The sequence below is a fragment of the Nonomuraea composti genome (genome assembly GCF_012034275.1).
GTDB classification, from domain to species: Bacteria; Actinomycetota; Actinomycetes; order Streptosporangiales; family Streptosporangiaceae; genus Nonomuraea; species Nonomuraea composti.
On sequence record NZ_JAATEP010000014.1, the window covers coordinates 177,517 to 202,402 of the forward strand.

Sequence of the window (24,886 nt, forward strand, 5' to 3'; positions counted from 1 at the left end):
GAGGGGCTGGGGTCGAGGCATGCAGAACGGGTTCGGACGTTTCTACCGCGCCACCCGGCCCCGATACAAGAGCGGTCAGCGCATCACCGGTGCGGCGTACAGCCGCAGGGTGAAGGGGTCGAGAGCCTTGGGCAGCGGGCGGCCGGGGCCCAGGCGCGGGGCGACCGGGCGGAAGTCGTACTGGCGCAGCAGGGCGGCCAGCGCCGCGGCCCCGACGGTGCCGCCGAAATCGCTCCCCGGGCAGCGGCCCGGCCCGGCCGAGAACGGCACGATCCACCAGTCGGCGGCGGCCCGCCCGTCGAGCCACGCCTCGGGGGTGAAGGCGTCGGCGTAGTCGATCTGCGGGTTGCGGGTGTGGACGCCGACCGGGATCACGAGGTCGGTGCCGGGCGGGAGCGTGGCTCCGTGCCAGTCGACGGGCGCGGTGACGACCCGGGGCATCGTGGAGACGATGGGCCACAGGCGCAGCGCCTCGTACAGGCAGGCGCGCAGGAACGCGCGGTCGCCGCCGGGATCGAGCGCCTCGGCCCGCGCCCGCTCGTAGTGCTCGGGGTGGCCGGCGAGCAGCGCCAGGGTGGGGCCGAACACCGTCGTGCCCAGCACCTCCAGGGCCATCAGCCAGTGCGGGACCTGCCCGGCCGGACAGGTGCCCGAAGCCGCGGGCACGCTCGCGGCCAAGCCGGCCAGGCTCCCCTCGCCCGTCTCCACCGAACCACCCGAGCTCTCGCCGCCCGTCCCCGCCAGGCTCTCCCCGCCCGCCGCCGCCAGGTGGCGCTCGATGCCCGTCATCATGACCCGCCGCAGCCTGCGTACCCTCCCGTTCCTCCAGGGCCGCAGGCCGAGCCAGTTGCCCTCGCGGCGCAACGCGTTCAGGGCGTCCAGGATCCGTACGTCGTCACGCGCCGCGTCCCCGAGCGTCAGCCGCAGGACCGCCCGGGAGTGGCCGGCACGCAGCCGCCCCCAGTCCACCGCGCCGGGCTCCCGGCCGAAGACCCCGTCGAGCTCTTCGGAGACCACCTGCTCGACCCGCGGGGCGAGGCTGTGCGGCACCGTGCCGGGCTGGAGCACCGCGTCGTTGAACCGGTGCCGGTCGAGGCGCGCCTCCCCGCGTGAGAGCAGCAGGCTGTCGGGCTGGGAGGGGGAGAAGCCGCGTGCCTTCTCCTTCGTCCGGAGGGAGAAGACCTCGTCGCTGCCGCTCAGCACGCGCTCGACGTCCCCCTGCGAGAGCAGCACGAGCACCTTTCCGCGCAGGCTCCGCACGTACACGGACCGGCCGCCGTGACGCACGCGCAGCCGCATGCAGAAGCGCTGCGCCGCGTCGTGCGTGCGGAGCCGGGCGATCAGCCCGACCATGGCGGGCCTGCGGATAACGACGCCGCGAGCGAACTCCGGCAGCGTGTAGAGCACGGAGAACGCCAGGCTCTCCATCCGGCTCGCGTGCGGCGGCTGACCCATCGCCCGGCCTCCAGACCTTGGGGATATCACAAATTGTAGTTAAAGAGTTACTATTAGTGAAGACCGTGAAAGGCGGTGATCGGCCATGTCCCAGGCAAGGATCGGCGGCCTGTCCGCGCCGGAGTGGCACGAGTTGCCGTTCCCGCTCCAGCTCGCGGCGCTGGCCAGGATGCGGGCGGCGCTGCGCCGGCACAACCTGTACGACACCCGCCCGGCGGGCGGCGAACGGCCACGGGTCTCCGGGCCCCGCCCGCGCCACCGCAGCTACGACGGCTCCGGCTACGACCCGGGCGACGCCGACATGGGCCGGGCCGGCACCCGCTTCGACCGCAACGCCCCGCTGCCCATGACCCACCCCGAGGGGCTGCTGTCGCCCAACCCCCGCGACGTCGCCAACCGCCTGCTGACCAGGCGCGACCTCATCCCGGCCACGTCGCTGAACATGCTGGCCGCCGCCTGGATCCAGTTCCAGAACCACGACTGGTTCAGCCACGGCGACAACCGCCTGACCGAGCCCATGAGGGTGCCGATCCCCGACGGCGACCACTGGTACGAGCCGGCCATGTGCGTACGAAGGAGCCGCCCCGACCCCACCCCCCACACCGAGCCGGACGCCCCGCCCACCTACGAGAACACCGTCACCCACTGGTGGGACGGCTCGCAGCTCTACGGCAGCTCGGAGCGGCACTGCCGCGCGCTGCGCACCGGCGAGGACGGCCGGATGATCCTCCACGACGGCCGGCTGCCGGAGGAGACCGCGCCGGGCCTGGCCGGCATCGACCTGACCGGGTTCAACGACAACTACTGGGTCGGGCTGGCGCTGCTGCACACGCTGTTCGTCAAGGAGCACAACGCGATCTGCGGCAGGCTGCGCGCGGCGTACCCGTCGTGGGACGACGAGCGGCTCTTCCACACGGCCCGCCTGGTCAACGTCGCCGTCATGGCGCGGATCCACACGGTCGAGTGGACGCCGGCCATCCTCGGCAACCGTGCCGTCCGCCTGGCCATGCACGCCAACTGGGCGGGCCTGCTGGGCCCCGGCTTCCGCCGCCGCTACGGCCGGGTCGGGCGGGGCGAGGTCGTCTCCGGCATCCTCGGCTCACCCATGAACCACCACGCCGCCCCGTACTCGATGACGGAGGAGTTCGTCGCCTCCTACCGGTTCCATCCGCTGATCCGCGACGACTACCCGGTGCGCTCCCACCGCGACGGCAGCCTGATCACCGTCGAGGAGCTGCTCCCGATCCAGGGGCAGCACACCCGCGCCGCCGTCGACCGGCACGGCATGTCCGACTGGCTCTACTCCTTCGGCGCCATGAACCCGGGGGCGCTGACCCTGCACAACCATCCGCGCTCGATGCGCGACCTCGTGCGCACCAGCGGCGAGCGCATCGACATCGGCACCCTCGACCTGCTGCGCGACCGCGAGCGCGGCGTCCCCCGCTACAACGACTTCCGCCGCATGCTGCGCAAACGCCCGGTCACCGACTTCGCGCGGCTGTCGGACGACCCGGGGTGGGCGCGCGAGATCGAGGAGGTCTACGACGGCGACCTGGAGCGCGTGGACGTCACCGTCGGCCTGCTCGCCGAGCCCAAGCCGCCCGGTTTCGCGATGTCCGACACGGCCTTCCGCGTGTTCGTGCTCATGGCGTCCCGCAGGCTCAAGAGCGACCCGTTCTTCACCGACCTGTTCACCCCCGAGATCTACAGCCCGGAGGGGCTGGACTGGATCGACCGGACCGGCATGACCGAGGTCCTGCTGCGCCACCACCCCGAGCTCGCCCCCGCGCTCGACGGCCTCCCGCACGCCTTCGCGCCCTGGCGCAGGCCGGCCTGACGCGGGGGCGGCACGGTCAGGTCTCGCGCGCGGCCCGCCGCTTCGACGCGTACGGCAGCACGAACAGGAACAGGCCGGTGAGGAACTGCAGGACCAGCGGGAACAGCGGCAGGTAGACCACCCACATCGCGGGCTCCTCCCGCGAGACGGCGACCATGGCGGCGAGCACGGTCACCGTGAAAGCGACCGACAGCCAGCGGTGACTCTGACGCACCCACTTGCTCGATCTCATGACGAGCCTCCTAGGCCGGGGGCACTTCCTGGATGCGGATCAGGTTGCCCGCCGGGTCGCGCACGGCGCAGTCACGCACCCCGTACGGCTGCTCGATCGGCTCCTGGACGATCTCGGCGTCGGCGGCCTGCAGCCGCTCGAAGAGGCCGTCGAGGTCGGTGGTCGCGAGGTTGATGCCGGCGTAGGTGCCCTTGGCCATCATCTCGGCGATGACGCGGCGCTCGTCGTCGGTGACGCCCGGGTCGGCGGCCGGCGGCTGCAGGACGACGGAGGTGCCGGGCTGGTTCGCGGGGCCGACCCTGATCCAGCGCATCCCGTCGTAGCCGGCGTCGTCGCGCACCTCGAAGCCGAGGACGTCGCGGTAGAACGCCAGGGCGGCGTCCGGGTCGTCGTGCGGCAGGAAACTCGAATGGATGGAGATGTCCATGGCGGTCACGCTAGGCGGGGCCGGGGAGCCGCCGCTTCTCGATTCCTGATCGATCCATCGGCCAGGATGGAACGGCGAGCACGCGCAGGAGGACATCATGCCGCAGGAGCGGGAGACGGCGACAGGCCGTTGTTTCGTCTGTAAACGCGAGTTCACCTTCGACCCGAAGGAGGTCGTCACCTTCCTGATCGACCCTCAGACGGGGTTCCCGCCGGGCTTCACCGCCCTGGGCACCATGCGCCCGGCCACGCCGGAGGCGGTGGCCAGGTCGAGGGACGAGCCGCTGTGCCCCGACTGCCACGAGCGGGCCGAGCGGTACGGGGCGCGGCTGGACCCCCCGCCGCCGCCCCAGTGGCCGACCTGGCCGCCAAGCGGGAATTAAGCACCCATAGTGATCCGGGCTTCGGTGAAGTCGCGTGCGTCCGGCGGGCGCGGCCCTAGCATCTCCCACGGGCAGACCGGTTGGAGAGCTGGGCGGAGGGAGCCTCCTTCGCCCAGCCCGGCCGGTCGTCAGCTCGGGCGGGTGCCGGTGACGAGGTAGACGACGTCCTGGGCGACCCGTACCGCGTGGTCGGCGTACCGCTCGTAGTAGCGGCCCACCAGCGTGATGTCGATGGCCGGCTCCACCCCGTGCTGCCAGTCCTTGGCCAGGATGCTCCTGAACAGCTTGCGATGCAGGCGGTCCATCGCGTCGTCGTCCTGTTCGAGCTCCATCGCCGAGTCCACGTCACGCGACGCCACGCAGCTCCCGGCCTTGGTGACCAGGTTCTCGGCGATCTGGCCCATCTCCAGGATGGTGGAGCGCAGCTCCGGCGGGATCGCGGAGTCGGGGTGGCGCAGGCGGGCCACCTTGGCGACGTGCACCGCCAGGTCGCCCATGCGCTCCAGGTCGGTGCCCATGCGCAGCGCCGTGATGACCATTCGCAGGTCCACCGCGACCGGCTGCTGCCGGGCCATCAGCTCGAAGATGGTCGTCTCGATGTCGGCGAACACCGAGTTCACTTCCTCGTCCCGCGTGATGACGCTCTCGGCGAGCTGCAGGTCGGAGTCGAGGAGGGCCGTGGTGGCACGGGAGATCGCCGAGCGGACAAGCCGGGTCATCTCCACCAGCTTGTCAGTCAGTGCATCAAGTTCTTCATGGTACGCGTCGCGCATGTCGTCACCGTACGGCCCGGTCGATGAACGAACCCCTACAGCAAGATGAACTTTCCAGGAAAGAGCCGTTCATCCCCTGATGAGGGGGTCTGTCCGTACAGGAAGGCCACCTACCATCGGAGGCATGAGTGAGATGGCCATGAGCTTCGCGGCCCTGGCCGGGTTCGTGGTGGGCGCGCTGGCGGTGCTGTTCTACCGTAACCAGATCGAGGCCCCCAACCGTGCCGCCGCCGCGGACGGCGTGGAGACCGGTGCCGCGCTGCCGCAGGGCGTCGCGTCGGTGCTGGCCGTGCTGCCCTCGTCCGCCGTGGTCCTTGACGCCCACGACCGCGTGCTGCGCGCCAGCTCGGCCGCCCGCGCGTTCGGGCTGGTCAAGGGCGATCGCCTGATGGCCGCGGAGCTGCTCGCCCTGGCGAGGCAGGTACGCCGCGACGGCGAGATCCGCGAGAGCGAGATCGACGTCGCCGGCCACAAGTTCGGCCAGGAGACCACCAACTTCGCCGTCCGCGTCGCGCCCCTCGGCTCCTACGGCCAGGTGCTGGTGCTGGCGGAGGACCAGACCGAGCGGCGCCGGGTCGAGGCCGTGCGCCGCGACTTCGTCGCCAACGTCAGCCACGAGCTGAAGACCCCGGTGGGCGCCATGAGCCTGCTGGCCGAGACCATCCAGGACGCCGCCGACGACCCCGAGGCGGTCAGCCGCTTCGCCGGGCGCATGCAGCACGAGGCGGCCCGGCTCAACTACCTCATCCAGGACCTGATCACGCTCAGCCGGATCCAGGGCGCCGAGCCCATCCCGACGCCGGGTCAGGTCTCGATCGACGAGGCCATCCACGACGCCATCGAGTACTGCAACACCAGAGCGTCCGCCAAGGACATCGCGCTGGTCACCGGCGGCACCGAGGGCCTGCGGATCTGGGGCGACGACGAGCTGCTCGTCACGGCCCTGCGCAACCTCATTGACAACGCGGTCGCCTACAGCCCCGAGCACACGAGGGTCGTCGTCAGCGTGCGGCCCGCGGGCGACTCCGTCGAGATCAGCGTCAGCGACCAGGGCATCGGCATCCCCGAGGAGGCGCTGGAGCGCATCTTCGAGCGGTTCTTCCGCGTGGACGCGGCCCGGTCGCGCGCCACCGGCGGCACCGGCCTCGGCCTGGCCATCGTCAAGCACGTCGCCGCCGCGCACGCCGGCGAGGTGTCCGTCTGGAGCAAGGAAGGGTCCGGCTCCACCTTCACCCTCCGCCTGCCCGCCTTCGGCGGCACGGCGGTGGCAGTACCACCCTCGATTCCCCTGGAGGCAGCCAAATGACCCGAGTACTCGTCGTGGAGGACGAGGAGTCCTTCTCCGACGCCTTGTCCTACATGCTGCGCAAGGAGGGCTTCGAGGTCTCCGTCGCGGCGACCGGGCCCGAGGCGCTCGACACCTTCGACCGCAACGGTGCCGATCTGGTGCTGCTCGACCTGATGCTGCCCGGTCTGCCCGGCACGGAGGTGTGCCGCTCGCTGCGGCAGCGCTCCAAGGTGCCGGTGATCATGCTGACGGCCAAGGACAGCGAGATCGACAAGGTCGTGGGCCTGGAGCTGGGCGCCGACGACTACGTCACCAAGCCGTTCTCCTCGCGCGAGCTGGTGGCCCGCATCCGCGCGGTGCTGCGCCGCCAGGGCGACGTGGTGGAGGAGCTGGAGACGGCCGTGCTGGCCGTCGGCCCGGTGCGCATGGACGTCGACCGGCACGTGGTGGCCGTGCGGGGCGAGCAGGTGCAGCTGCCGCTGAAGGAGTTCGAGCTGCTGGAGGTGCTGCTGCGCAACGCGGGGCGGGTGCTCACCAGGGGCCAGCTCATCGACCGCGTCTGGGGCGCCGACTACGTGGGCGACACCAAGACGCTGGACGTGCACGTCAAGCGCCTGCGCGCCAAGATCGAGTCCGACCCGTCGAACCCGCGCTGCATCCTGACCGTGCGCGGCCTGGGCTACAAGTTCGACGCCGTCGAGGAGTGAGTGAAAGCTCCGTCGAGGAGTGCGCGAAAGCGAAGAACCCCGGCGTCTCGATGGAGGCGCCGGGGTTCTCTCATGTCGTCAGTGACCCTCTTCGGCCGCGGTGGCGGACGGGGTCGGGGTGGGCGTGGGAGCCGCGGTGGCGCCCGGGGCCGGCGGGTAGTCCTTGAACTCGCGGCTGCGCGTCACCACAGGCACGTTCATGGACACGACCCCGGCGTTGGCGAACTGGAGGTCCAGCTTGATGGTCTCGCCGCCCCTGAGGCTCTTGGGGATCGCCTCGAGCATGAGCTGGGGGCTGGGCTTGCCGGTGTTGACGAGCGTGTTGCTCGGGAGCTGGATCGGGGCCGCGACCTTGACCGTGCCCATGTTGCCCGCGGAGACCGCCTGGAGGGTGTCGGGGGTGCCCGCGGTGTTGAGGATGTTGAGGTAGATGGGGGCGGATCCGCGCCAGGGGAGCTGCGCTCCGGAGTCGGGGCCGAGGATGAACGCCTGGGGGATGTGAATGTCGCTCTTGCCGTATGCGCCCTTATCGATCAGCACTTGTGCTTCGTTGGGGGCGTAGGCCTTGTTGGTGGTGGCGTCGAAACCGGCCGCGCAGCCCGCGAGCGCGGGGGCTGCCAAGAAGGCGGCGGCTACAGCAATCCAGCGACGGCTGGTCACGGGCGGGTACTCCTTGGTCTTGCGCAGGTGTCGCGCGTGCGTGATGTTGCAGCGCCCACCATATCCACCCCAATGCAAGGTCATATCCACACCCCCGCAGGTCATTCGCTATGTCCGGAAATGCGATTCATAGAGTTGAGCGCTTGTCAAGCCCCAATATGCGGCTTTGACCTGCAGTTATGAGGATTTCACTGTTCCGGGAGGCTGTGGATGCGTGGTACCCTGGAGTACAGCGGAAGGGGTACTTGTCACATGACTTTCCAGGTCGGCGACACTGTCGTCTACCCCCACCATGGGGCTGCTCGGATCGAAGCAATCACGACGCGATCCATCAAGGGTGAGGAAAAGACCTACCTGGTGCTCAAGGTCGACAAGGGCGACCTTACCGTCCAGGTGCCAGCTGAAAACGCAGAACTCGTCGGCGTGCGCGATGTTGTGGGCCAGGAAGGCCTTGAGCGGGTTTTCGACGTCCTTCGGATGCCGCACACCGAGGAGCCGACCAACTGGTCTCGTCGCTACAAGGCCAATCTGGAGAAGCTCGCCTCCGGGGATGTGAACAAGGTCGCCGAGGTGGTTCGGGACCTGTGGCGGAGGGACCGCGAGCGCGGCCTGTCCGCAGGCGAGAAGCGCATGCTCGCCAAGGCTCGTCAGATCCTGGTCAGCGAGCTGGCTCTGGCCGAGAAGACCAATGAGGACAAGGCCGAGGCCCTGCTCGACGAGGTTCTCAACTCCTGAAGACGAATCTTCCACGGGTGGGCGTCGGAGTCGACGTCCACCCGTTCTCATCGAGTGAGTCAGGGCGCGAGCTCAACCTCGCGGGCCTGCACTGGCCGGGAGAGACCGGCCTCGAAGGGCACTCCGACGGCGACGCCGCCGCGCACGCGGCCTGCGACGCGCTGCTGTCGGCGGCCGGGCTGGGCGATCTGGGGCGGCTGTTCGGCACCGCGGATCCCCGCTGGGCCGGCGCCTCGGGTGCCGCTCTCCTGGAGGAGACCGCGCGCCAGGTGCGCGCGGCCGGCTTCGAGATCGGCAACATCGCCGTCCAGGTGATCGGCAACCGGCCCAAGCTGGCGCCGCGCCGCGAAGAGGCCGAGAAGGCACTCAGCGCCGCGGCGGGAGCGCCGGTCAGCGTGTCCGCCACCACCACCGACGGGCTCGGGCTGACCGGGCGCGGCGAGGGCATCGCGGCCATCGCGACGGCGCTGGTCGTCAACCTTTCCTGAGCTTCCCGCGTCATAACGTAGGGACGCGTGAGGGTGTCCTCGGCGGGTCGTCGCCTGGCCCGCTCCGTTCGGAGGCGGCGGTTCGTCACTGGCGCGGTACGGGCCGCCGCCTTCCCCTTGGGTAGTTTGCCTGCTCAGGGGGTATGTGTCCCCCCAAGACATGTGAACGTCTCGGGGGGAGCTACACATGATCGGCGCGATTGTTTCCGCAGTAGTCATCGGCGCCATCGTCGGTGCGCTGGCCAGACTGCTGGTGCCCGGCAGGCAGAACATGTCCATCGGCCTGACCCTCATCGTGGGCATCGTGGCCGCGCTGCTGGGCACGCTGATCGCCCATGCGTTCGGCTGGGCCGACACACGAGGGATCGACTGGATCGAGCACATACTCCAGCTCGCCCTGGCCGTCATCGGCGTGCTGCTCGTGACCCGGATGGGCATGGGCCGCGGCGGTGGCAGAAGCGGCCGCACTATGACCTGACCTGGGGCTTCGTCAAGGCGATGCATAATCGCCGTAGATCGGGTAGCCACCTCCCCGTGAGGATGAACCGCTCACCCTCATGGGGAGGTTTCACATCATGACCATCGAATCCATCCTTGGCGCCATCGTGATCGGCGCCGTGATTGGCGCAATCGGTCGCCTGCTGCTTCCCGGCAGGCAGGCCATCGGGTGGATCCTCACCATCGTCGTCGGTATCGTCGCGGCCCTGGTGGGCACGCTGCTCGCGCAGGTGCTGGGCGTGGAGACGACACCCGGCATCGACTGGATCGAGCTGGTGATGCAGGTGGTGCTCGCCGTCGTCGGCGTTGGCCTGGTCGCCGGGCTCAAGCGCGGATCCCGCGTCTGACAGCCGGCGCAAGGCGGGATACATCGGCCCGCCCGGAAACGCTTCCGGGCGGGCCCGCCCATGTCCTGAATCAGCCCTCAGGCGGGCGCGGAGTGCTCCTCAGACGCCCGGACGGCGCAGGGGTGTCGTCGTGGATCACCGGGTGCGGGGCGGTGTCCTCCATCTCCTCCTGACGCTCGGCGGCCGGAGGCTCGTCCTCGATGACGGGGTGCGGCTGGGTGTCGGCGTCCTGATCGTCCTGCTCGTCCTCTTCCTGTTCTTCTGGACGGGGGTGGACCAGCACGTCGGTGGGCTTGACGCGGTCGCCCCAGCGGACGGGGCGCTTCAGCGGCTCAGGCTCAGGGTCACGCTCGGGCTCAGGCTCAGGCTCAGGCTCAGGCTCAGGCTCAGGGTCAGGCTCCGGCTCGGGGTCAGGCTCGGGCTGGGGGGCGAGCTCCGGCTCTAACTCCCTCTGTACGGGCTCAGACGCCCGCCGGAGCTCCTCTTCGCGCATCGGCCACTCGGAGACCCGGGCCGAGACCGGAGGGGTCTCAGGGGCGGCTGTGGGGCCGACCACCGGCGTGGGCTCCAGGACGGGAGGCGCGGACGCCTCGGACTCCAGCGGAGGAGCCGCCTCGGGGCCGTGGAAGGGCACGATGTCGCGCTCCGCCGTACGGTCGTCGCCGGGGACGCGCTCCGGCCCGCGTACGTGCTTGATGAGCAGCAACCACAACCACAGCGCCAGCGCCAGCATGACCCACGGCGCCAGGGCGACGCCCACGGCCGTCTCACGCACGCCGAACGTGAAGCGCACCGCGCCGGCCACGTTCACCGCGGCGGCCGCCGCGATCAGCAGGACCAGCACGAACGCCGCCTGCACGCGGACCAGCATCCTGGCCGGGCGCAGCAGCAGCACGCCGAGCAGCGCGATCAGCAGGAGCGCGTCGAAGGCCGCCGGGTAGAGGAAGGCGAGGTCGGGCCTGGCCTCGCCGGTGAGGGCCAGCGCGCGCAGGTCGTCGAACGACAGCGCGCAGGCGGCCCCGGCGAGTGCGGCGACCGCGAGCCCGGCCAGGGCGATGCCCAGGCGGCGAAGCGTAGAGGGGGGAGTCACGTCCATGGCGGTTTCGAGCCTACAGAACAATGATGGGCGCAGACCGATCAAGGGAGACTCGAGCATGCCACTGCTGACGGAAGATGTCCGGAAACTCCTGGACGCGCCCAATCACGCCACGGTGACGAGCCTCAACCCCGACGGCGGGCCGCAGTCGTCGGTGGTGTGGGTGCGTACGTACGGCGACGAGATCCTGTTCTCGACCGTGAAGGGGCGCAGGAAGCCGCGCAACTTCGAGCGGGACCCCCGGGTCAGCCTGCTGGTGATGGACCCGGACGACCCGAACCGGTATGTCGAGGTGCGCGGCCGGGTGACCATGACGCCCGACCCCGAGGGCGCGCTCATCGAGGAGCTCTCGCAGAAGTACCAGGGCACCTCCTGGGAGGACAAACCGGGCACCGAGCGACTTGTCGTTCGGATCTCGCCGGACCGGGTGTTCTTGCGGACCTGATTTATAGGGGTGGTAACGGCGCGGAGGCGTTAGCCTTGCCTTCGTGAGCCTGCACATCTACGACACCAGCACGCGCACCATCCGTGAATTCGTTCCGGTCGAAGCCGGCCGGGCGTCGATTTACCTGTGTGGGGCCACCGTGCAGGCTCCGCCGCACATCGGCCACATCCGCTCCGGCGTCAACTTCGACGTGCTCCGGCGCTGGATGGCGCGCTCCGGCTACGACGTGCGGTTCTGCCGCAACGTCACCGACATCGACGACAAGATCATCAGGGTGTCCGCCGAGGAGAGCGTGCCCTGGTTCGTCGTGGCCGAGCGCAACCAGCGCGCCTTCACCTGGGCCTACGACACGCTGGGCTGCCTGCCGCCGACCGTCGAGCCGCGCGCCACGGGGCACGTCCCCGAGATGATCACGCTGATGGAGCGGCTGATCGAGCGCGGGCACGCGTACGCGTCCGGCGGCGACGTCTACTTCGACGTGCAGTCCTACGCCGACCGCTACGGCTCGCTCTCCAACCAGAAGCTGGAGAACATGCGGCCCGCCGCCGACACCGACGACGAGTCGTGCAAGCGCGACCCGCGCGACTTCGCCCTGTGGAAGGGCGCCAAGCCCGGCGAGCCCACCTGGCCCACGCCGTGGGGCCCCGGGCGGCCCGGCTGGCACCTTGAGTGCTCGGCCATGGCCACGAAGTACCTGGGCCCGACGTTCGACATCCACGGCGGCGGCATCGACCTGATCTTCCCGCACCACGAGAACGAGATCGCCCAGTCGCAGGCGGCCGGCGACGGGTTCGCCCAGTACTGGATGCACAACGGCATGCTCAAGATCGGCGCCGAGAAGATGAGCAAGTCGCTCGGCAACTCGCTGCTGATCCCCGAGATGGTGCAGAAGGTCCGTCCCGTGGAGCTGCGCTACTACCTGGCCGGCCCCCACTACCGCTCCTCCATCGAGTACTCCGAGGAGGCGCTGCTGGAGGCCGCCGCCGCGTACCAGCGCATCGAGGGGTTCGTGACGCGCGCCGCCGAGGTCATCCACGACGTCGACGCCGACGCGCCGCTGCCGCAGGCGTTCGCCGACGCGCTCGACGACGACCTCGGCACGCCGCAGGCGCTGGCCGTCGTGCACGAGGTCGTGCGCGAGGGCAACGTCGCGCTGTCGCGCGGCGACAAGGAGGCCGTGGCCCGGCTGCTGGCCGAGACCCAGAACATGCTCGACGTCCTGGGCCTCGACCCCCGCTCCCCGCAGTGGCGCGGCGCCGGCTCCGACCTCACGCCGGTCGTCGACGCGCTGGTGGCGGTGGCGCTGGAGCAGCGCAAGGCCGCCAGGGAACGCAAGGACTACGCGGCCGCCGACGCCATCAGGAACCAGCTCGCCGCCGCCGGCATCACCGTCGAGGACACGCCCCACGGCGCCCGCTGGGAGCTCAGCCGCTGACGTCCCGCGATCCGGGCCAGGTCGAGCGGGAGCTCAGCCGCTGACGTCCCGCGATCCGGGCCAGGTCGAGCGGGAGCTCAGCCGCTGACGTCCCGCGATCCGGGCCAGGTCGAGCGGGAGCTCAGCCGCTAACCTCTCGCGATCCGGGCCAGGTCGATGATCACGAGCTGGCCCTTGAGCTCGTACCACACCAGCCGGTCGTTCGTGATGCCCGGCTGGACGCTCGTCATCACGCCCCTGGCGTCGGGACGCAGGCCCAGGTCGCCCGACTTCCCGGTCACCAGGTCGACCAGGGCCTGACCCCGTGTGGGCGGGCTCACCGTCATGAAGCGGTCCATCGACAGGCCGTGCATCGCGCTCTCCGGCAGCTCGCGCTCCTGAGAGCCGTCGCGCAGGCGGACGAACGGCTTCCCGTCCGCCCCCACGCCGACGCAGGTGGTCACGCCGCACCTGACGTACTGGTCGCCGGGGCGGACGAGGGCCAGGCTCATGTCGCCGTTCTCGACGTTGTAGAGCTCCTTGAAGCTGGGCTCGTTGTCGGGCGTGTACTCGCCGGGCAGGCCCACCCACGGCCAGACCAGGATGTGGTGCTCGCCGGCGTTCCGCACCGGGGTCACGGCGCCGCCGTCCAGGGGGACGGTGAAGACGCCGCCGCCCTGGAAGGCCGAGAAGGCCAGGCGGTCGCCGGTCACCACCAGCTTGTCCGCGCCCTTCCTGATAGGGGCGTCGGTGGGGATCTCCATCGGCTCGCCGCCCTCGACCGGCACCGACCAGAGCCTCGTCCGCGTGTCCTCGATCGTCTGCCAGAAGATGCGGCCCGCTCCGGCCGTGAACGCCGAGGCGAACACGCCCTTCGGGGTGCGGATGTCGGTGATCTTGCGGGTCTTGCCTGTGTCCAGGTCGTACGCGTACAGGGCGTCGGCCTTCTCGTGGCTCGCCCACGTCTCCAGCAGCAAGGTGCGGTCGTCGATCAGGATGACGGGGCGGAGCTTGCGGCCTCCTTCCTTCAGCTTCGCCGGGATCTTCCAGACGGCGTCCGGCCAGACCTGCTCGACGGGGCCGGGGATCGTCGCCTGTTGCCGCGTCGTGGGGGTGACCGGCACTGGATTCACGGCCACCTCCGGAGCGCCCTCGAGGCCCCGTACCGACAGGGCGACCCCGCCCGCCACCACGACCACCGCCGCCGCCGTCGCCGCGGCCAGCGTGCGGGACCTGCGGCGGCGCGAGCGGCCCACGACGCGCGCGGGCAGGTCGCTCGGGGCCTGCGGCGCGCCCTCGGCCGCGCGGCCGATGACCCTGGCCAGGTCGGATTCCAGATCGTTGCTCATGAGGCGCTCCCTTCGGCGGGCGAACGGTGGGGGATCAGGGTTCTCAGCCTGGCCAGGCCGAGCGAGGCGTGACTGCGTACCGTCCCCTGGGAGATGCCGAGGACGTCCGCGATCTCCGCGTCCGGAAGCTGCTCGTAGAAGCGCAGGACGAGCACGGCCCGCTGCTTGCGCGGCAGCCGCGCCAGCGCCTGCCACAGCTCCTGGTCGCCGTCGGAAGGCAGCACGTCGTGCAGGGGCGTTTCCGGCAGCGCCCACGCGAGCTGCTCGCGCCGGCGGCGCCGCCAGACGCTGATGTGCAGCCGCGCCATGATGACCTTCGTGTACCGCTCCGGATCCTCCTTCCTGCGCACCCTCGGCCAGGCCCGGTGCAGCCTGACCAGCGCCTCCTGCGTCAGGTCGGCCGCGTCGTGCGGGTTGCCGCTGAGCGCGAAGCCGTAGCGCAGTAACGCGTTGGCCCGCTCGGCGACGAACTCCGTGAACCGGGAGTCGTCATCCACCTGTCATCGCCTTTCCCGTCGTACGTCACCCCAGAGACGGACTTGACGCGACATTTGTTGAATCCGGATTGGGCAGAGCTGACCGGCGGCCCCAGTACCCTTGAACACATGGCAGCAGGCGGCAGGGCATCGGGCAGGCCCGCGAAGAAAAAGGGCCCGTCCAAAGGCACCGGGGGGCAGAAGCGCCGGTCACTCGAAGGCCGGGGCGCGACACCGCCCGCCGAAATGCGGCACTGGTACAAGGACAAGGCGCGCGCCGAGCGCATCGCCCGCGAGGAGCAGAGCGGCACCCGCCGCCCCGCGCCCGCCAGGCAGCAGCGCCGCTCCGAAGACGCTCCCGAGCACATCGGCGGCCGCAACCCCGTCCTGGAGGCCCTGCACGCCGGAGTGCCGGCCAGCGCCCTCTACATCGCCCAGCGCATCGACAACGACGACCGCGTCCGCGACTCCATCAAGATCGCAGCCGAGCGCGGCATCGCCCTGCTCGAAGTCAGCCGCGACAAGCTCGACCGCCTCACCGAAGGCGGCGTCCACCAGGGCATCGCCCTGCAGATCCCGGCCTACGACTACGCGCACCCGTCCGAGCTCGTCGAGCTCGCCCAGGAGGCCGCCGAGGTCCCGCTGATCGTCGCCCTCGACTCCGTCACCGACCCGCGCAACCTCGGCGCCATCGCCCGCTCGGCCACCGCGTTCGGCGCCCACGGCCTGCTCATCCCGTCCCGCCGCTCCGCCGGCGTCACCGGCGGCGCCTGGAAGACCTCGGCCGGCACCCTCGCCAACCTCCGCGTCGCCCGCGCCGCCAACCTCACCGCCGCCCTGCGCGAATACCGCGAAGCCGGCCTCTTCGTCCTCGGCCTCGACGGCGCGGGCGACACCGACATCGGCGACGTCGAGCTCCTGACCGAGCCCCTCGTCGTCGTCGTCGGCTCCGAAGGCAAGGGGCTTTCGCGGCTCGTCCGCGAGCACTGCGACGTCCTGGCCCGCATCCCGATGCGCGCCGCCGCCGAATCACTCAACGCGGGGGTGGCGGCAGGGGTGGCGCTGTATGAAGCCGCTCGTCACAGGCGTCTCTAGCGTCTACACTGGTAGGCCGTGCCGACGTAGCTCAATCGGCAGAGCATCTGTCTTGTAAACAGAAGGTCAGGGGTTCGATTCCCCTCGTCGGCTCTGCAACCAGAAGGCCCCTGAACAGGCGAACCGCCCTCAGGGGCCTTTCGGGTTTTCCGGGGGGCAACGCGTGGTCATCGCAAGGGGAGCGCTTCGCGCAGGGAAGCTCAGGCAGTGACATTGGGGGGCACCGCCCCCCAAGCCCCCAGTCCCAAAGCTCGGTCCTCTCGTGGGGGCGCTTCGCGCCTTGGGGTTCGGGCTGTGACATTGGGGGGCGCGGCCCCCCAAACCCCCGGCTCAAACCCCGCTGCGCCGCTTGGTCGGCTCGCTTACCCGGCTCATCTGGCGTAACCCTGCTTGCTTCCGACGCGTTCGGCCGGCTCCCGCAGCTCATTCGATGCCGGGTCCTGCATCGTCAACAGGTCGGAGACGAGTTGCCGCACCACGCGATGGTTGCGGATTTGCTCAGGGGTGATGTTCTCGGTCTCCAGCAGTCTGCGCTGCGCAGGCGTATGCCCGGCTCACTGCCCACCAGCCGTCTGGGCGAGCAGCCTTGGGACCCGTTCGGACGGCGATGGGACACCGGGGAGGCCACCGCACGCGAGCCGCCGTAGCCGCCGGATGCGCCGGCCATCGTTGCGGTGCGACCTAACCACGCCGGTCATGCCTCTACGCGCCCTGATTCGCACGCCGACGACGCCGTTGCCACCACGTCCAATCCGAGTCGGGCGATGTAGGCGGCATGGGTGAGGTTCTGCGGAGGTAGTACACGTCGATAGGAAGGACCAGGGCGTACAGATGCGGCCTGGCCCATGGGGGTAAGCCGGTGAGAGCCTGTTGCAGGCGTCGGCGGGATGCGTCACCGGTGCACTCATGGCACGCGCATGTGAAGAAGACGTGGTCGGCGGTCCCTGTCAGGGCCGCCTTCTGCCAAGCCGTCAGGGCTGCCGCCACGGCGCCCGGCCACATGTGAGTGTGTTCGAGGGTGATCACGGCCGTCATCGGACGACGGCCGAGCCCGGGAACGTGATGGATCACAGCTCTATGGGTCCCACACGCTGATCCTCGTGTTCGGACCTCCGAAGGCGGCCTACGCGGCACGGTCCTTTCCGGTCAATGACATGACCATGATGATCGCATGCGGGGGGGTGTCGTCTAAGCTCCCTGCGCCAAGGAGATCTGTGCCCTCCGGCGGAGGCAACCGGCTCGGGTTGATCGCCCTGCGTCACGTCACGCTGGGGCGTGGCTGAGGGAGAGAAACTGATTTTCTCCGTCTGCCATTGCCCCGGGACACATGGAGCAGGCCCGCTACCCCTTTGGGGCGGGCCGGCCGCAGACGGGATGCTCAGTCAGAGCGGCCTATAAGCGTCGCCAGTGATCGTTTAGGCTGACGGCGATCTGGACGCCATAGGAGTGCGCATGGGTGGGGCGGCGGCGGACTACGCCTGGCTGAGCGACCGTTGGACCGATGGTGTCGGTACCACCGAGTTGTGCATCAATTTTCGTCCGTGATCTGTCCCCAGCGGACGCCATGCGGCGGATCAAGGTCACCCCGGGCACTTCCGGCAAGTTCAGCGTCGCCGCGTATGCCGCGCAGGGCGGAACCGTCCTGGCCGACACTGGATGGGGGACCAGGTACGTCACCAACGTGGCGGAGCCGCTGTCATTGGGGACGGCCGTGGCGACGGTGTTCGCCAATGTCGAGGACTCGGAGTTCAGCTTCTGGGCGAATGAGCGGTTGATCACCACGTTCGGCTTGTACGGGTACCGCTACCGGGAAGGAGATGATCCCGATCGGTTCCTCGCGGATGCCCGTGATCTGAACCTCTGCGGCGACGGATACTGCGAGAACCGCGTTGCCGGCGCTCTGGCTCTCGCCTCCCGAGCGACGGGCGTACACCTGTCTCGCGCCCACTACGCCAGACCAGCTCTGACCGGTTCGACTGATCATTTGCAAGCCGCCTGGTGAGAGGGGATCGGCGATCCGGCACAGTGCTGAGAGCAGCCTGTGGGCCATCCGGTCGAAGGCTTACGAGCTGTGGCGGCCTACTGCGAACGGTGTGACATCCAGCAACCATCTCGTTCAACAGGGCCATACAGCAACCGGCACCGACTGACGCGATCTTGAGGGTTCCGGGGGTTCATCGGCGTCCGCGAGAGCGGTGATCAACCGATGAGACCGTACGCGATCAGCAGGGCCGCTCCGGCGAGCAGGCCTAAGGCGGTCTTCCGTATCGCGGCGGCCTGCTGCGCCGGATCCGTGACCTCGGCGAGCGCCACGAGAGCGGCGGCGAAGGCGGCGAAGAGGATGACCAGACCGAGAAGATTGCCCCACTTTCCCGCTTCGTCGGCCAGCTCTGCCTGCGCCACCTGCTCCGCCAGGCGTGCGTCCCAGTCGTCAGGGGTTGCCGTGAGGTAGTCGAGGGTGGTGTCGCTGACACCATCGCCCGGGACAGGAGGACGGCTCATGTGTGCGGCGATCTTCTTCACCACTCCGGCAGCCGCTTCGTCGGCGACGGCGATCTCGTGCTGGCCCGTCGCGTGCTCGGCCACGTCGAGTGCCGTGTACTCCCGCCCAGCCGCCCGCAGCTGGAGGTGCAGGGCTTCGCGGTCGCCCGCCAGCCGGAAGGCGAAGGCCAGGCTGCTGCCTGCGATGCTCGCCGCGACCCTGTCCGCTTGCGTCGCCGCGGAGATGAGCGCGCGCTGCTCCTCGATCTGGGCGTACGCGTACGCGGGTGCCAGCAGGGTCATGGTGACCCAGACGGAAACCCCGAGCGTCAGCGCGAAACGCCGTTGCCGCTCGGGCTCAGGGATCAGCCCGACGTCTCGCTTTCGTTCCTGCCTCTGCGCTCTGCGCCGAAGTGTCCGGCGGCGGGCGAGCAGTACAGCCTGCCCCAGCAGGTAGACCAGTACGATCGGTACGGTCAGCATGCCGATGAGCGACGCAAGATCGGCGGCGCGATCTCCCGCCCCGCGGGCGGCTTCCGGATCAGGGGCGGGGTTCTCGCGTTCTATGGCGGCCAGGCGCTGGGGCACCTCGAAGCCGCCCGGAGACCGGTAGCGATCGCCGTCGAGCAAGGTCTCGTCTCCGTGGTGAGCGGTGCGCAGGTGCCAGGCCACCTGGGTTTCCACGGCCGCCTCGCTGCGGGCAAGAGGATCGGCGCCCAGCCGCAGCTCGGCTGCCCTCGCCTCGGAGATCGCCACCCACAGGGCCTCAGGCGCCTCGTCGGCGTAGACGTGCCGGATGTTCTCCAGACTCATGGCCGAACGCTTGATCTGCTGGCGCAGCGCTTCGTGCCAGTCTCCTGTCGCCTCGGACGACAGGAGCGCGCTCACACCCAGGATGAGGGCGACGAGTACGGTCACCAGCGTCTGTAGGGCGTTCGAGCCTGTCCAGCCTCGCATGACCGTCCGGGCGCGCCTCGCCGCTCTCACCCCGACCGCTTGTACGAGATCGTGTCGCCGGAGTCGGACGTCAACTTGAGCATGCCGTCCGCCATGCGCCATGCGTAGCGTTCGGGGCTGAGGTCGTCCATCGGCCGGTCGCGGTAACTGCTGCTCGGGGAGTCAGGATCCCTGAGGGTCTTGGTGCCTGCGGCGGGGCGCAGGATGAGCGTCTCGCCGTCAGCTTCCGCCTGGCCCATCACGGCGATCTCGAAGCTGAAGACTCCGGAGGCGCGTTGCTGGTTGAGCACGCCAGCGTGCCGGTATGTCCCGTTCTCATCGAACTTGTAGACCAGCAGAGCAGCGCCCGGACCTGTGCTCTCCCAGATGCCGACGAGCGGGCTGGGAAACGTCGCCGCCGGTTCGTCGGATGTCGCCGCCGATTCGTCGGACGTCGCCGCCGGATCGTCGGACGCTGCGGCTTCCGATGAGGGAGCTTTGTACGTCGGGGCCTCCTCGGAGGCTCCGCCGGTGGTCTCCACCGGCGGCCTTGAGGTGGGCACGTCTTCCCGTTTCGTGGCGCAGCCGGACAGCGGCCAGCCCAGCAGGGCCGCCAGCATCGCGGCGATGATCGCCTTGTCGAGCCTTGGCATGTGCGATCTCCCGTCCTCGCCGTGGCTTTGCCTTCACTGTGGACGTGCCTCAATCCGCGCGAATCCCCTCGTGGTTTGATTTGCGGGGTCCGACTCCGGGCTGACAGCGCACTGGCGTGCGCTGACAGCGCACTGGCGTGCGGCATCGGGGTGGGACGGGACGGCACCCGCTCGGAAGCGGGAGGCAGTGGTGGGGGGCGTCAGCTGTTCACGGGCGGCAGACTGCTGCCTGGCTGAACGAGGCCGCAATGGTAGGCGGCGGCGATGGCCTGGGCGCGGTCTCGCAGGCCCAGCTTGATGAGGACGCGCCCAAGATGCGTCTTGACCGTGGCCTCGCTCACGCTCAGGCGGCCGGCGATCTCCGTGTTGGACAGGCCGTGGGCGACGAGTACGTGCACTTCCCGTTCGCGAGTGGTGAGGCTGGCGAGCTCGGCCGGCGTCGGCCGCTGAGGATCGTGACGGGCGGCGAAGTCTCTGAGCAGGCGTCTGGTAACGCCTGGCGCGATCCAGGCGTCGCCTGCGGCCACCGCCCGAACCGCCATGATGAGCTCCTGGGGCGCGGCGTCCTTCAGCATGAAGCCCGACGCGCCGGCCCGCAACGCGCTGTACACCGCGTCGTCGATGTCGAACATGGTCAGGATGAGCACCTTGATAGGCCGGTCCGGATCCTTGGCGAAACCGTCGGCGGTGATTTCACGCGTCGCTTCCACGCCGTCGAGGTGAGGCATCCGGACATCCATGAGCACCACATCGGGTTGCAGGGCTCGGGCCTGTTCGACCGCCTCGACGCCGTCGCCGGTCTGTCCGAGGACGACGATGTCTTCTACGCCGAGCAGCAGAGTGAGGCCCTCGCGAATGAGGGGTAGGTCGTCGCAGACAAGTACCCGAATCGCCACCGCGCCTCCCCGCCCCTGGCACTTGGCGCCCTTCGTGAGGATTGTCCTCGAGCTGGAGCCTCTCGTCGAGGGGCGTGTATCCGGTCGAAGGTTTCGGATGGCAGGCCGGGGCTTTTGCGAAGCTCGGAATCGGTGCGGCGATGTCGGTCAGGTGGGGCGTCGGTTCGGTGGGGCGTCGGTCCGACCGGTCAGGCCGGTCCGGTAGGCCGTGCCAGGAGCGCCACGACGGCGCCCCCGGCACGGCTTCTGGTGCCCTCTGCCGGCGCTGGATGAGGAAGGTGCCCTCTGCCAGCGTCGAGTGAGGGAGGTCAGGGCTGGATGAGGAAGGTGCGGCTCCGCGCGAAGCTGGAGTCGAAGTTGCGGATGCCCACCAGCAGGTAGCCGTGGACCTCGCACAGGTGCCCCTTCCTACTGGCGAGGTTCGCCGCCTGCACCGTGAACACGAAGGCGTTGTCCTCCTTCGGCCATGTCGGTTTACCTAGGTTGTCCTTGATCCGCCCGGGTGTGAACGGAATGGTGTCGTTGGCCGTGAGGTCTCTCACGACGATGTCGACGGTGTACTCCGCTCCCGCGCTGAACATGGCGTCGCCCGCCTCAACCTCCACCACGACCTCGAAGTCGGCGGTGGAGCTGAAGGTCACGTCGGCGATCGTCTTGCCCACGTTGCGTGTGTAGACCTGGACAAGCTCGGCGTCGTTCGGTCCCATGCTGAACTCTCCTTCTCGCGGCCTTGCGCCGCATCCGGTTGTCAGCTCCGAATACTTGCTCGCGTCCCCGCCGCGGTCGTCTGCTTCCAGTCGGATTTTCGCCGTCAGACGCGGGTCGCAGATCGTCGTACGGGACCACGCCCGGCCAGCGGCTGCTGATATCGGATCCGATCTCCAAGGGGATCTTTCATACGCCACAAGAGTGGCTTGGCGATGGCTCAGACACGTGCGGACGCAGGTTTCTTTCCTGATTCTCCGTGCCTATTACAGCCTGGCTGCTACCTCCGCTGGGGGACGTCATGAATCCGCTTTCCGGCTGACGACATCACCACCGGGATCAACGCACCATCGAGACCGAATACCCCGATCGCCACTCAGGAGAGCGGTATGACAGCAGCGACAACCCCGACGTCCGAGGCTACGGTGGCCGAGCCCGCCGCCTGCGTCCGTGCTGGTAGACGGGGCCGGGTGCGCCTCGAGTGAAAGGTCGTCGGCTATTTCTCCGCCCTGACGGGCGGCTTCTAGCGCACCGCGGAATCAACCGCGACGACGGCGGAGGCTGACCGGCCACTCAGCCTCCGCCCTGCGACACAAAGCTTCACAGCCCAGTTCGACAGGTGTTCAATGTATGAGGCCCGTTCGGTAGCTGATCTGGGGCCTCTGCGGGAAAGGCATCCAGATCATGTGTGACATATATTCCATTCCCAACGACCTCCGAGTTTCCATGCAGCTCAAAAAGGCGCCCGATCGCATCGCTGGGCATCTGGCCGCCGGCGTGCTCGGCGATTCCAACGTGGTGCTGGTCCCCGACCCGCCCGCGGCGCTGCTGCAGACCAGCGAAGAGATCGAGGTGCTCATAGCGCCCAACCCGCCGACCAAGAACATGCTCATCGAGCGCCACGAGATCGCTCAGAGGGTCACGTACGCTCTCCGGGGTCGTGCGAATCCCGTCGTGGCCGCGTTCCAACTGGTCGAGCGGTCACGGTACGCCAGTCAGATGTACAGCTTCGACCCGGTCGAGGTCGGGCGCGTCCTGGAAGAGAACGGCGGGTGCTTCTGGAAAGCACTGGTCCGCGTGGGGGCCGTCCCCCCGAAGATCCGGAAGGTTTCCGAGAAGTTCCTGCGGGAGGCGAACGAGAAGGAGCGGATCCAGCGACGCCCAAAGATGTCTGACTTCGTCTACGACTCCTACTCCGAGCTGGTCCCGGACATCTGCCAATGGTTGTGCTGGTGCTCCAAACACAGCCACTGAGGCCGCGAAGGCGAGGCGATCCCATGTGACGCGACCGGCCCAGCGCATGCGTGCGCTACCCATCCTGCTCCAGGACGTCTTGCTCGCGGTCGCGGTGACGGCTCTCGACGTCGTGCTCTTCTCGACGCCGACCGCACCCAGTGCCGGCAGAGGACTCTATGTGGCGGCCGCCGTGGCCATCCTGATGTGGCGACGGCGGTCGCCCGTGGTCGTGTTCGGGCTCACGTGGCTGCACAACGTGCTGCAGTTCCTGGTGCCCGGCACCACGCCGCTGCTGAGCCTGATGCTGGCGCTGTTCACGGTGGCCTCACGGACGAATCGCAACACGGCGGTAGCGGCCCTGGCGCTGTCCTTCACCGCCGGCGTGGCCGCCTCCGTGGGCGAGTACGCCAGGCTTTCCGAGCCGAGCCCGCTCGCCCTCATAGCCATGCCTACCTACTACTTCCTGTGGTTCGCAGGAGTGTGGGTCACCGGACGGTGGGCTCGGCTGAGCCGGCTGCGCATCGATGAGCTCGACTACCGCCGCCGTGCTGAGGCCTTCCAGGCGGTGATCGACGAGCGGATGCGCATCGCGCGCGAACTGCACGACGTCGTCGCCCACTCGGTGACTATGATGTTGCTGCGCTCCGCCAACGCTCAGCGCGTGCTCGCCAGCGATCCGCCCCAGGCCGGACGGATGCTGGCGCAGGTCGACGACTTCGGCCAGCAGACCATGAGCCAGCTCCGGGACCTGCTCACCGTGCTGCGCATCGACGAGGCCGGCGATGACGGTTCGGCGGCCGGAACCGCACGGCCCGGTGTGGACGACCTGAAGAGGCTGCTGGAGGGGGTGCGGCAGGCCGGACTCTCCATCACCCATGACCTTGCCGCCGACCTCGGCCGGATCGACCCCGATGTCAGCCTGGCCGCGTACCGGATCGTGCAAGAGGCGCTCACCAACGTGACCAAGCACGTCGGCAGCGACGCGCACGCCCACGTCGAACTGGCCCGCATCGAGGACCGGCTGCGCGTGGAGGTGAGAAACGACGTCGGCGAGGGCAATGCTGCCGCGGGCCCGGCTTCGCCCGCCGGTTCATCCACCGATCTATCCGCTGGCCTGTCCACCGGGCACGGCCTGATCGGGCTGCGCGAGCGTGCGGCCGCCGTGGGCGGCACGCTCGACGCAGGTCCCACGCCGACGGGCGGCTTCTTGGTGAGGGCACTGCTGCCGGCCAAAGGCCGGCCTGCGAGGCCGGCCTGAGCCCGGTCATACGTATTGGTCGTAGAACACCCGCCAGTTGCCCACGATGAGGGGGTCGGAAGGGCTCACCGGCTCGATCCTGAGCAGGTAGGTGCCGCTGTACGGGGCCGAGCCGCCGTAGGCTGCGCCGCTGAAGTTGAACGAGCACACCTGCAGGCCATGGGACCCGAACTGGGACACAGGCCGGGGGGTGATCACGCCGATCTGGGTGCTGCCGACGAAGACCGCCGCCGATCGGGAGAGGTCCTCGTAGAAGGTGAGCACCTCGACCTCGAGCACCGAGTACCACTTGGCGCGATCGACGACGAACGGCCTGGCGAAGTTCGTGAACGGAGCCTGCCCGTCCACGTAGGCGACGCCCCAGTGTGCCGGGCTCGGCAGGGCCATGCCTGCCGTGAATGGTGTCGTCATGCCTGTGCCTGCCCTTCCGTACCGGCGCTCTCGATCCGTGCCAGGCGCTGCTCCTCCAGCTCCTGTAGGGAAAACCGGCCGGTCATCGCGTCGAGGGCGTCCAGCCCGAGCGCGGTGGCCAGCGCCGCGGCCCGCCTCTGCGGATCGTCCGGCAGCCGTGCCGCGAGCGTGTCGAAGTCGATGTCGCTGTCTCGTGCCCGCTGCTCCAGGTGCCGGACGAGCTCCTGAAGGTTCGTCATATCCGCCTCCTGAACCGGCGCGCGCCCGCTCGGCCCGCGCACGAGCCCAGCGTGCTCTCCGACCGGCCGCGGCGAATCCTCTGGAAGTCGTCACTTGCCCGTCCGATTCCCGGGGTAGGGCCGGTGAGGGCATACGCCGGCAGTACGAGACCGCACACAGGCCGCGGCTGCTGGCGACCGGCGGCGAACGATCGCCGTCGGCGGTGACGGGAGCACATTTCGCCGCCGCCAGCGGTGACGGGCCGCCGTCCCATCGCCGGCTCGCTGCGGCCGTCCGCCGCGGATCGCATCCAGGACATACGACTGGGGGTGGACTGTCGGGACGACTGTCCGCTCGAAATCGGACGGGCCCAGCTCAACCGCCGAG

General features: G+C 69.4%; 28 protein-coding genes and 1 tRNA gene. 15 read left to right on the forward strand and 14 right to left on the reverse strand.

Annotated features, from left to right (window positions below):
• Positions 1-75: 75 nt before the first annotated feature.
• Positions 76-1,455, reverse strand: a complete 1,380-nt coding sequence (locus tag HCN51_RS21500; protein ID WP_168011300.1) for a cytochrome P450 — start codon at positions 1,453-1,455, stop codon at positions 76-78.
• An 85-nt stretch (positions 1,456-1,540) separates the two neighbouring features.
• On the opposite strand from HCN51_RS21500, the gene HCN51_RS21505 reads away from it, so the two are divergent.
• Positions 1,541-3,292 (forward strand): peroxidase family protein, encoded by a 1,752-nt coding sequence (locus HCN51_RS21505; RefSeq protein WP_206067386.1) that lies wholly within the window; start codon positions 1,541-1,543, stop codon positions 3,290-3,292.
• 16 nt (positions 3,293-3,308) lie between these two features.
• Here the strand turns inward: HCN51_RS21505 and HCN51_RS21510 are convergent, their stop codons facing one another.
• A complete protein-coding gene (locus HCN51_RS21510) occupies positions 3,309-3,524 on the reverse strand; it encodes a hypothetical protein (RefSeq protein ID WP_080043329.1) in 216 nt (71 codons plus the stop codon).
• A 10-nt stretch (positions 3,525-3,534) separates the two neighbouring features.
• Positions 3,535-3,951, reverse strand: a complete 417-nt coding sequence (locus HCN51_RS21515) for a VOC family protein (protein ID WP_168011301.1) — start codon at positions 3,949-3,951, stop codon at positions 3,535-3,537.
• A 97-nt stretch (positions 3,952-4,048) separates the two neighbouring features.
• On the opposite strand from HCN51_RS21515, the gene HCN51_RS21520 reads away from it, so the two are divergent.
• Complete coding sequence (locus HCN51_RS21520; protein ID WP_080043328.1) at positions 4,049-4,333, forward strand: hypothetical protein; 285 nt, start codon at positions 4,049-4,051, stop codon at positions 4,331-4,333.
• A gap of 128 nt (positions 4,334-4,461) precedes the next feature.
• Here HCN51_RS21520 and phoU read toward each other — a convergent pair whose 3' ends face one another.
• Positions 4,462-5,106 carry a phosphate signaling complex protein PhoU gene (gene phoU, locus HCN51_RS21525; RefSeq protein ID WP_080043327.1) on the reverse strand — a complete coding sequence of 215 codons (645 nt, stop codon included), beginning with the start codon at positions 5,104-5,106 and terminating at the stop codon, positions 4,462-4,464.
• A 133-nt stretch (positions 5,107-5,239) separates the two neighbouring features.
• On the opposite strand from phoU, the gene HCN51_RS21530 reads away from it, so the two are divergent.
• Together HCN51_RS21530 and HCN51_RS21535 are read left to right on the forward strand one after the other, a co-directional pair.
• Positions 5,240-6,412, forward strand: a complete 1,173-nt coding sequence (locus HCN51_RS21530; RefSeq protein ID WP_080043326.1) for a sensor histidine kinase — start codon at positions 5,240-5,242, stop codon at positions 6,410-6,412.
• Positions 6,409-7,101, forward strand: coding sequence for a response regulator transcription factor (locus HCN51_RS21535; protein WP_080043325.1), 693 nt, complete (start codon positions 6,409-6,411; stop codon positions 7,099-7,101). Before HCN51_RS21530 ends, HCN51_RS21535 begins: the two co-directional genes overlap by 4 nt.
• Positions 7,102-7,179: 78 nt before the next feature.
• On the opposite strand, the gene HCN51_RS21540 is transcribed toward HCN51_RS21535, so the two are convergent.
• Positions 7,180-7,845 (reverse strand): copper chaperone PCu(A)C, encoded by a 666-nt coding sequence (locus tag HCN51_RS21540; RefSeq protein WP_240973085.1) that lies wholly within the window; start codon positions 7,843-7,845, stop codon positions 7,180-7,182.
• A 168-nt stretch (positions 7,846-8,013) separates the two neighbouring features.
• On the opposite strand from HCN51_RS21540, the gene HCN51_RS21545 reads away from it, so the two are divergent.
• The 4 genes from HCN51_RS21545 (at position 8,014) to HCN51_RS21560 (ending at position 9,829) form a co-directional block, all read left to right on the forward strand.
• Positions 8,014-8,496 (forward strand): CarD family transcriptional regulator, encoded by a 483-nt coding sequence (locus tag HCN51_RS21545; RefSeq protein WP_020544658.1) that lies wholly within the window; start codon positions 8,014-8,016, stop codon positions 8,494-8,496.
• A 17-nt stretch (positions 8,497-8,513) separates the two neighbouring features.
• Positions 8,514-8,984: a 2-C-methyl-D-erythritol 2,4-cyclodiphosphate synthase gene (ispF, locus tag HCN51_RS21550; RefSeq protein WP_168011302.1), complete on the forward strand. Its 471-nt coding sequence runs from the start codon at positions 8,514-8,516 to the stop codon at positions 8,982-8,984.
• Positions 8,985-9,171: 187 nt separating this feature from the next.
• Positions 9,172-9,462 carry a GlsB/YeaQ/YmgE family stress response membrane protein gene (locus HCN51_RS21555; RefSeq protein WP_080043322.1) on the forward strand — a complete coding sequence of 97 codons (291 nt, stop codon included), beginning with the start codon at positions 9,172-9,174 and terminating at the stop codon, positions 9,460-9,462.
• Between the two features lie 97 nt (positions 9,463-9,559).
• The gene (locus tag HCN51_RS21560) at positions 9,560-9,829 is read left to right on the forward strand and encodes a GlsB/YeaQ/YmgE family stress response membrane protein (RefSeq protein WP_080043321.1); all 270 of its coding nucleotides are present in this window, start codon (positions 9,560-9,562) and stop codon (positions 9,827-9,829) included.
• 70 nt (positions 9,830-9,899) lie between these two features.
• Here the strand turns inward: HCN51_RS21560 and HCN51_RS58145 are convergent, their stop codons facing one another.
• Positions 9,900-10,925, reverse strand: coding sequence for a DUF2637 domain-containing protein (locus HCN51_RS58145; protein WP_206067387.1), 1,026 nt, complete (start codon positions 10,923-10,925; stop codon positions 9,900-9,902).
• A 58-nt stretch (positions 10,926-10,983) separates the two neighbouring features.
• Between HCN51_RS58145 and HCN51_RS21570 the strand changes: the two genes are divergently transcribed.
• Complete coding sequence (locus HCN51_RS21570) at positions 10,984-11,370, forward strand: PPOX class F420-dependent oxidoreductase (protein WP_168011303.1); 387 nt, start codon at positions 10,984-10,986, stop codon at positions 11,368-11,370.
• 43 nt (positions 11,371-11,413) lie between these two features.
• The gene (cysS, locus tag HCN51_RS21575) at positions 11,414-12,805 is read left to right on the forward strand and encodes a cysteine--tRNA ligase (RefSeq protein ID WP_168011304.1); all 1,392 of its coding nucleotides are present in this window, start codon (positions 11,414-11,416) and stop codon (positions 12,803-12,805) included.
• 128 nt (positions 12,806-12,933) lie between these two features.
• Here cysS and HCN51_RS21580 read toward each other — a convergent pair whose 3' ends face one another.
• A complete protein-coding gene (locus HCN51_RS21580) occupies positions 12,934-14,133 on the reverse strand; it encodes a TolB family protein (protein ID WP_168011305.1) in 1,200 nt (399 codons plus the stop codon).
• Complete coding sequence (locus HCN51_RS21585; RefSeq protein ID WP_168011306.1) at positions 14,130-14,630, reverse strand: SigE family RNA polymerase sigma factor; 501 nt, start codon at positions 14,628-14,630, stop codon at positions 14,130-14,132. Before HCN51_RS21585 ends, HCN51_RS21580 begins: the two co-directional genes overlap by 4 nt.
• Before the next feature lie 108 nt (positions 14,631-14,738).
• Between HCN51_RS21585 and rlmB the strand changes: the two genes are divergently transcribed.
• From rlmB to HCN51_RS21600, 3 genes are all read left to right on the forward strand, one after another.
• Positions 14,739-15,704 (forward strand): 23S rRNA (guanosine(2251)-2'-O)-methyltransferase RlmB, encoded by a 966-nt coding sequence (gene rlmB, locus HCN51_RS21590; RefSeq protein ID WP_168011307.1) that lies wholly within the window; start codon positions 14,739-14,741, stop codon positions 15,702-15,704.
• Positions 15,705-15,724: 20 nt separating this feature from the next.
• A tRNA-Thr gene (locus HCN51_RS21595) sits at positions 15,725-15,797 on the forward strand.
• 1,471 nt (positions 15,798-17,268) lie between these two features.
• A complete protein-coding gene (locus HCN51_RS21600; protein ID WP_168011308.1) occupies positions 17,269-17,706 on the forward strand; it encodes a DUF6461 domain-containing protein in 438 nt (145 codons plus the stop codon).
• Between the two features lie 197 nt (positions 17,707-17,903).
• Here the strand turns inward: HCN51_RS21600 and HCN51_RS21605 are convergent, their stop codons facing one another.
• The 4 genes from HCN51_RS21605 to HCN51_RS21620 all read right to left on the reverse strand — a co-directional run bounded on the left by HCN51_RS21605 (position 17,904) and on the right by HCN51_RS21620 (position 21,377).
• Positions 17,904-19,103, reverse strand: a complete 1,200-nt coding sequence (locus tag HCN51_RS21605; RefSeq protein WP_168011309.1) for a hypothetical protein — start codon at positions 19,101-19,103, stop codon at positions 17,904-17,906.
• Positions 19,104-19,168: 65 nt separating this feature from the next.
• Positions 19,169-19,774, reverse strand: a complete 606-nt coding sequence (locus tag HCN51_RS21610) for a hypothetical protein (protein ID WP_168011310.1) — start codon at positions 19,772-19,774, stop codon at positions 19,169-19,171.
• A gap of 200 nt (positions 19,775-19,974) precedes the next feature.
• A complete protein-coding gene (locus HCN51_RS21615; protein ID WP_168011311.1) occupies positions 19,975-20,670 on the reverse strand; it encodes a response regulator in 696 nt (231 codons plus the stop codon).
• A gap of 308 nt (positions 20,671-20,978) precedes the next feature.
• Positions 20,979-21,377: a hypothetical protein gene (locus HCN51_RS21620; RefSeq protein WP_168011312.1), complete on the reverse strand. Its 399-nt coding sequence runs from the start codon at positions 21,375-21,377 to the stop codon at positions 20,979-20,981.
• A gap of 724 nt (positions 21,378-22,101) precedes the next feature.
• Between HCN51_RS21620 and HCN51_RS21625 the strand changes: the two genes are divergently transcribed.
• On the forward strand, positions 22,102-22,629 hold the full coding sequence (locus HCN51_RS21625) for a hypothetical protein (RefSeq protein WP_168011313.1): 528 nt from the start codon (positions 22,102-22,104) through the stop codon (positions 22,627-22,629).
• Between the two features lie 46 nt (positions 22,630-22,675).
• The gene (locus tag HCN51_RS21630; RefSeq protein ID WP_168011314.1) at positions 22,676-23,869 is read left to right on the forward strand and encodes a sensor histidine kinase; all 1,194 of its coding nucleotides are present in this window, start codon (positions 22,676-22,678) and stop codon (positions 23,867-23,869) included.
• A 6-nt stretch (positions 23,870-23,875) separates the two neighbouring features.
• Here the strand turns inward: HCN51_RS21630 and HCN51_RS21635 are convergent, their stop codons facing one another.
• Together HCN51_RS21635 and HCN51_RS21640 are read right to left on the reverse strand one after the other, a co-directional pair.
• Positions 23,876-24,280, reverse strand: coding sequence for a hypothetical protein (locus tag HCN51_RS21635; RefSeq protein ID WP_168011315.1), 405 nt, complete (start codon positions 24,278-24,280; stop codon positions 23,876-23,878).
• Positions 24,277-24,519 carry a hypothetical protein gene (locus HCN51_RS21640; protein WP_168011316.1) on the reverse strand — a complete coding sequence of 81 codons (243 nt, stop codon included), beginning with the start codon at positions 24,517-24,519 and terminating at the stop codon, positions 24,277-24,279. The genes HCN51_RS21635 and HCN51_RS21640 overlap by 4 nt, the downstream gene beginning before the upstream one ends.
• Positions 24,520-24,886: the final 367 nt, after the last annotated feature.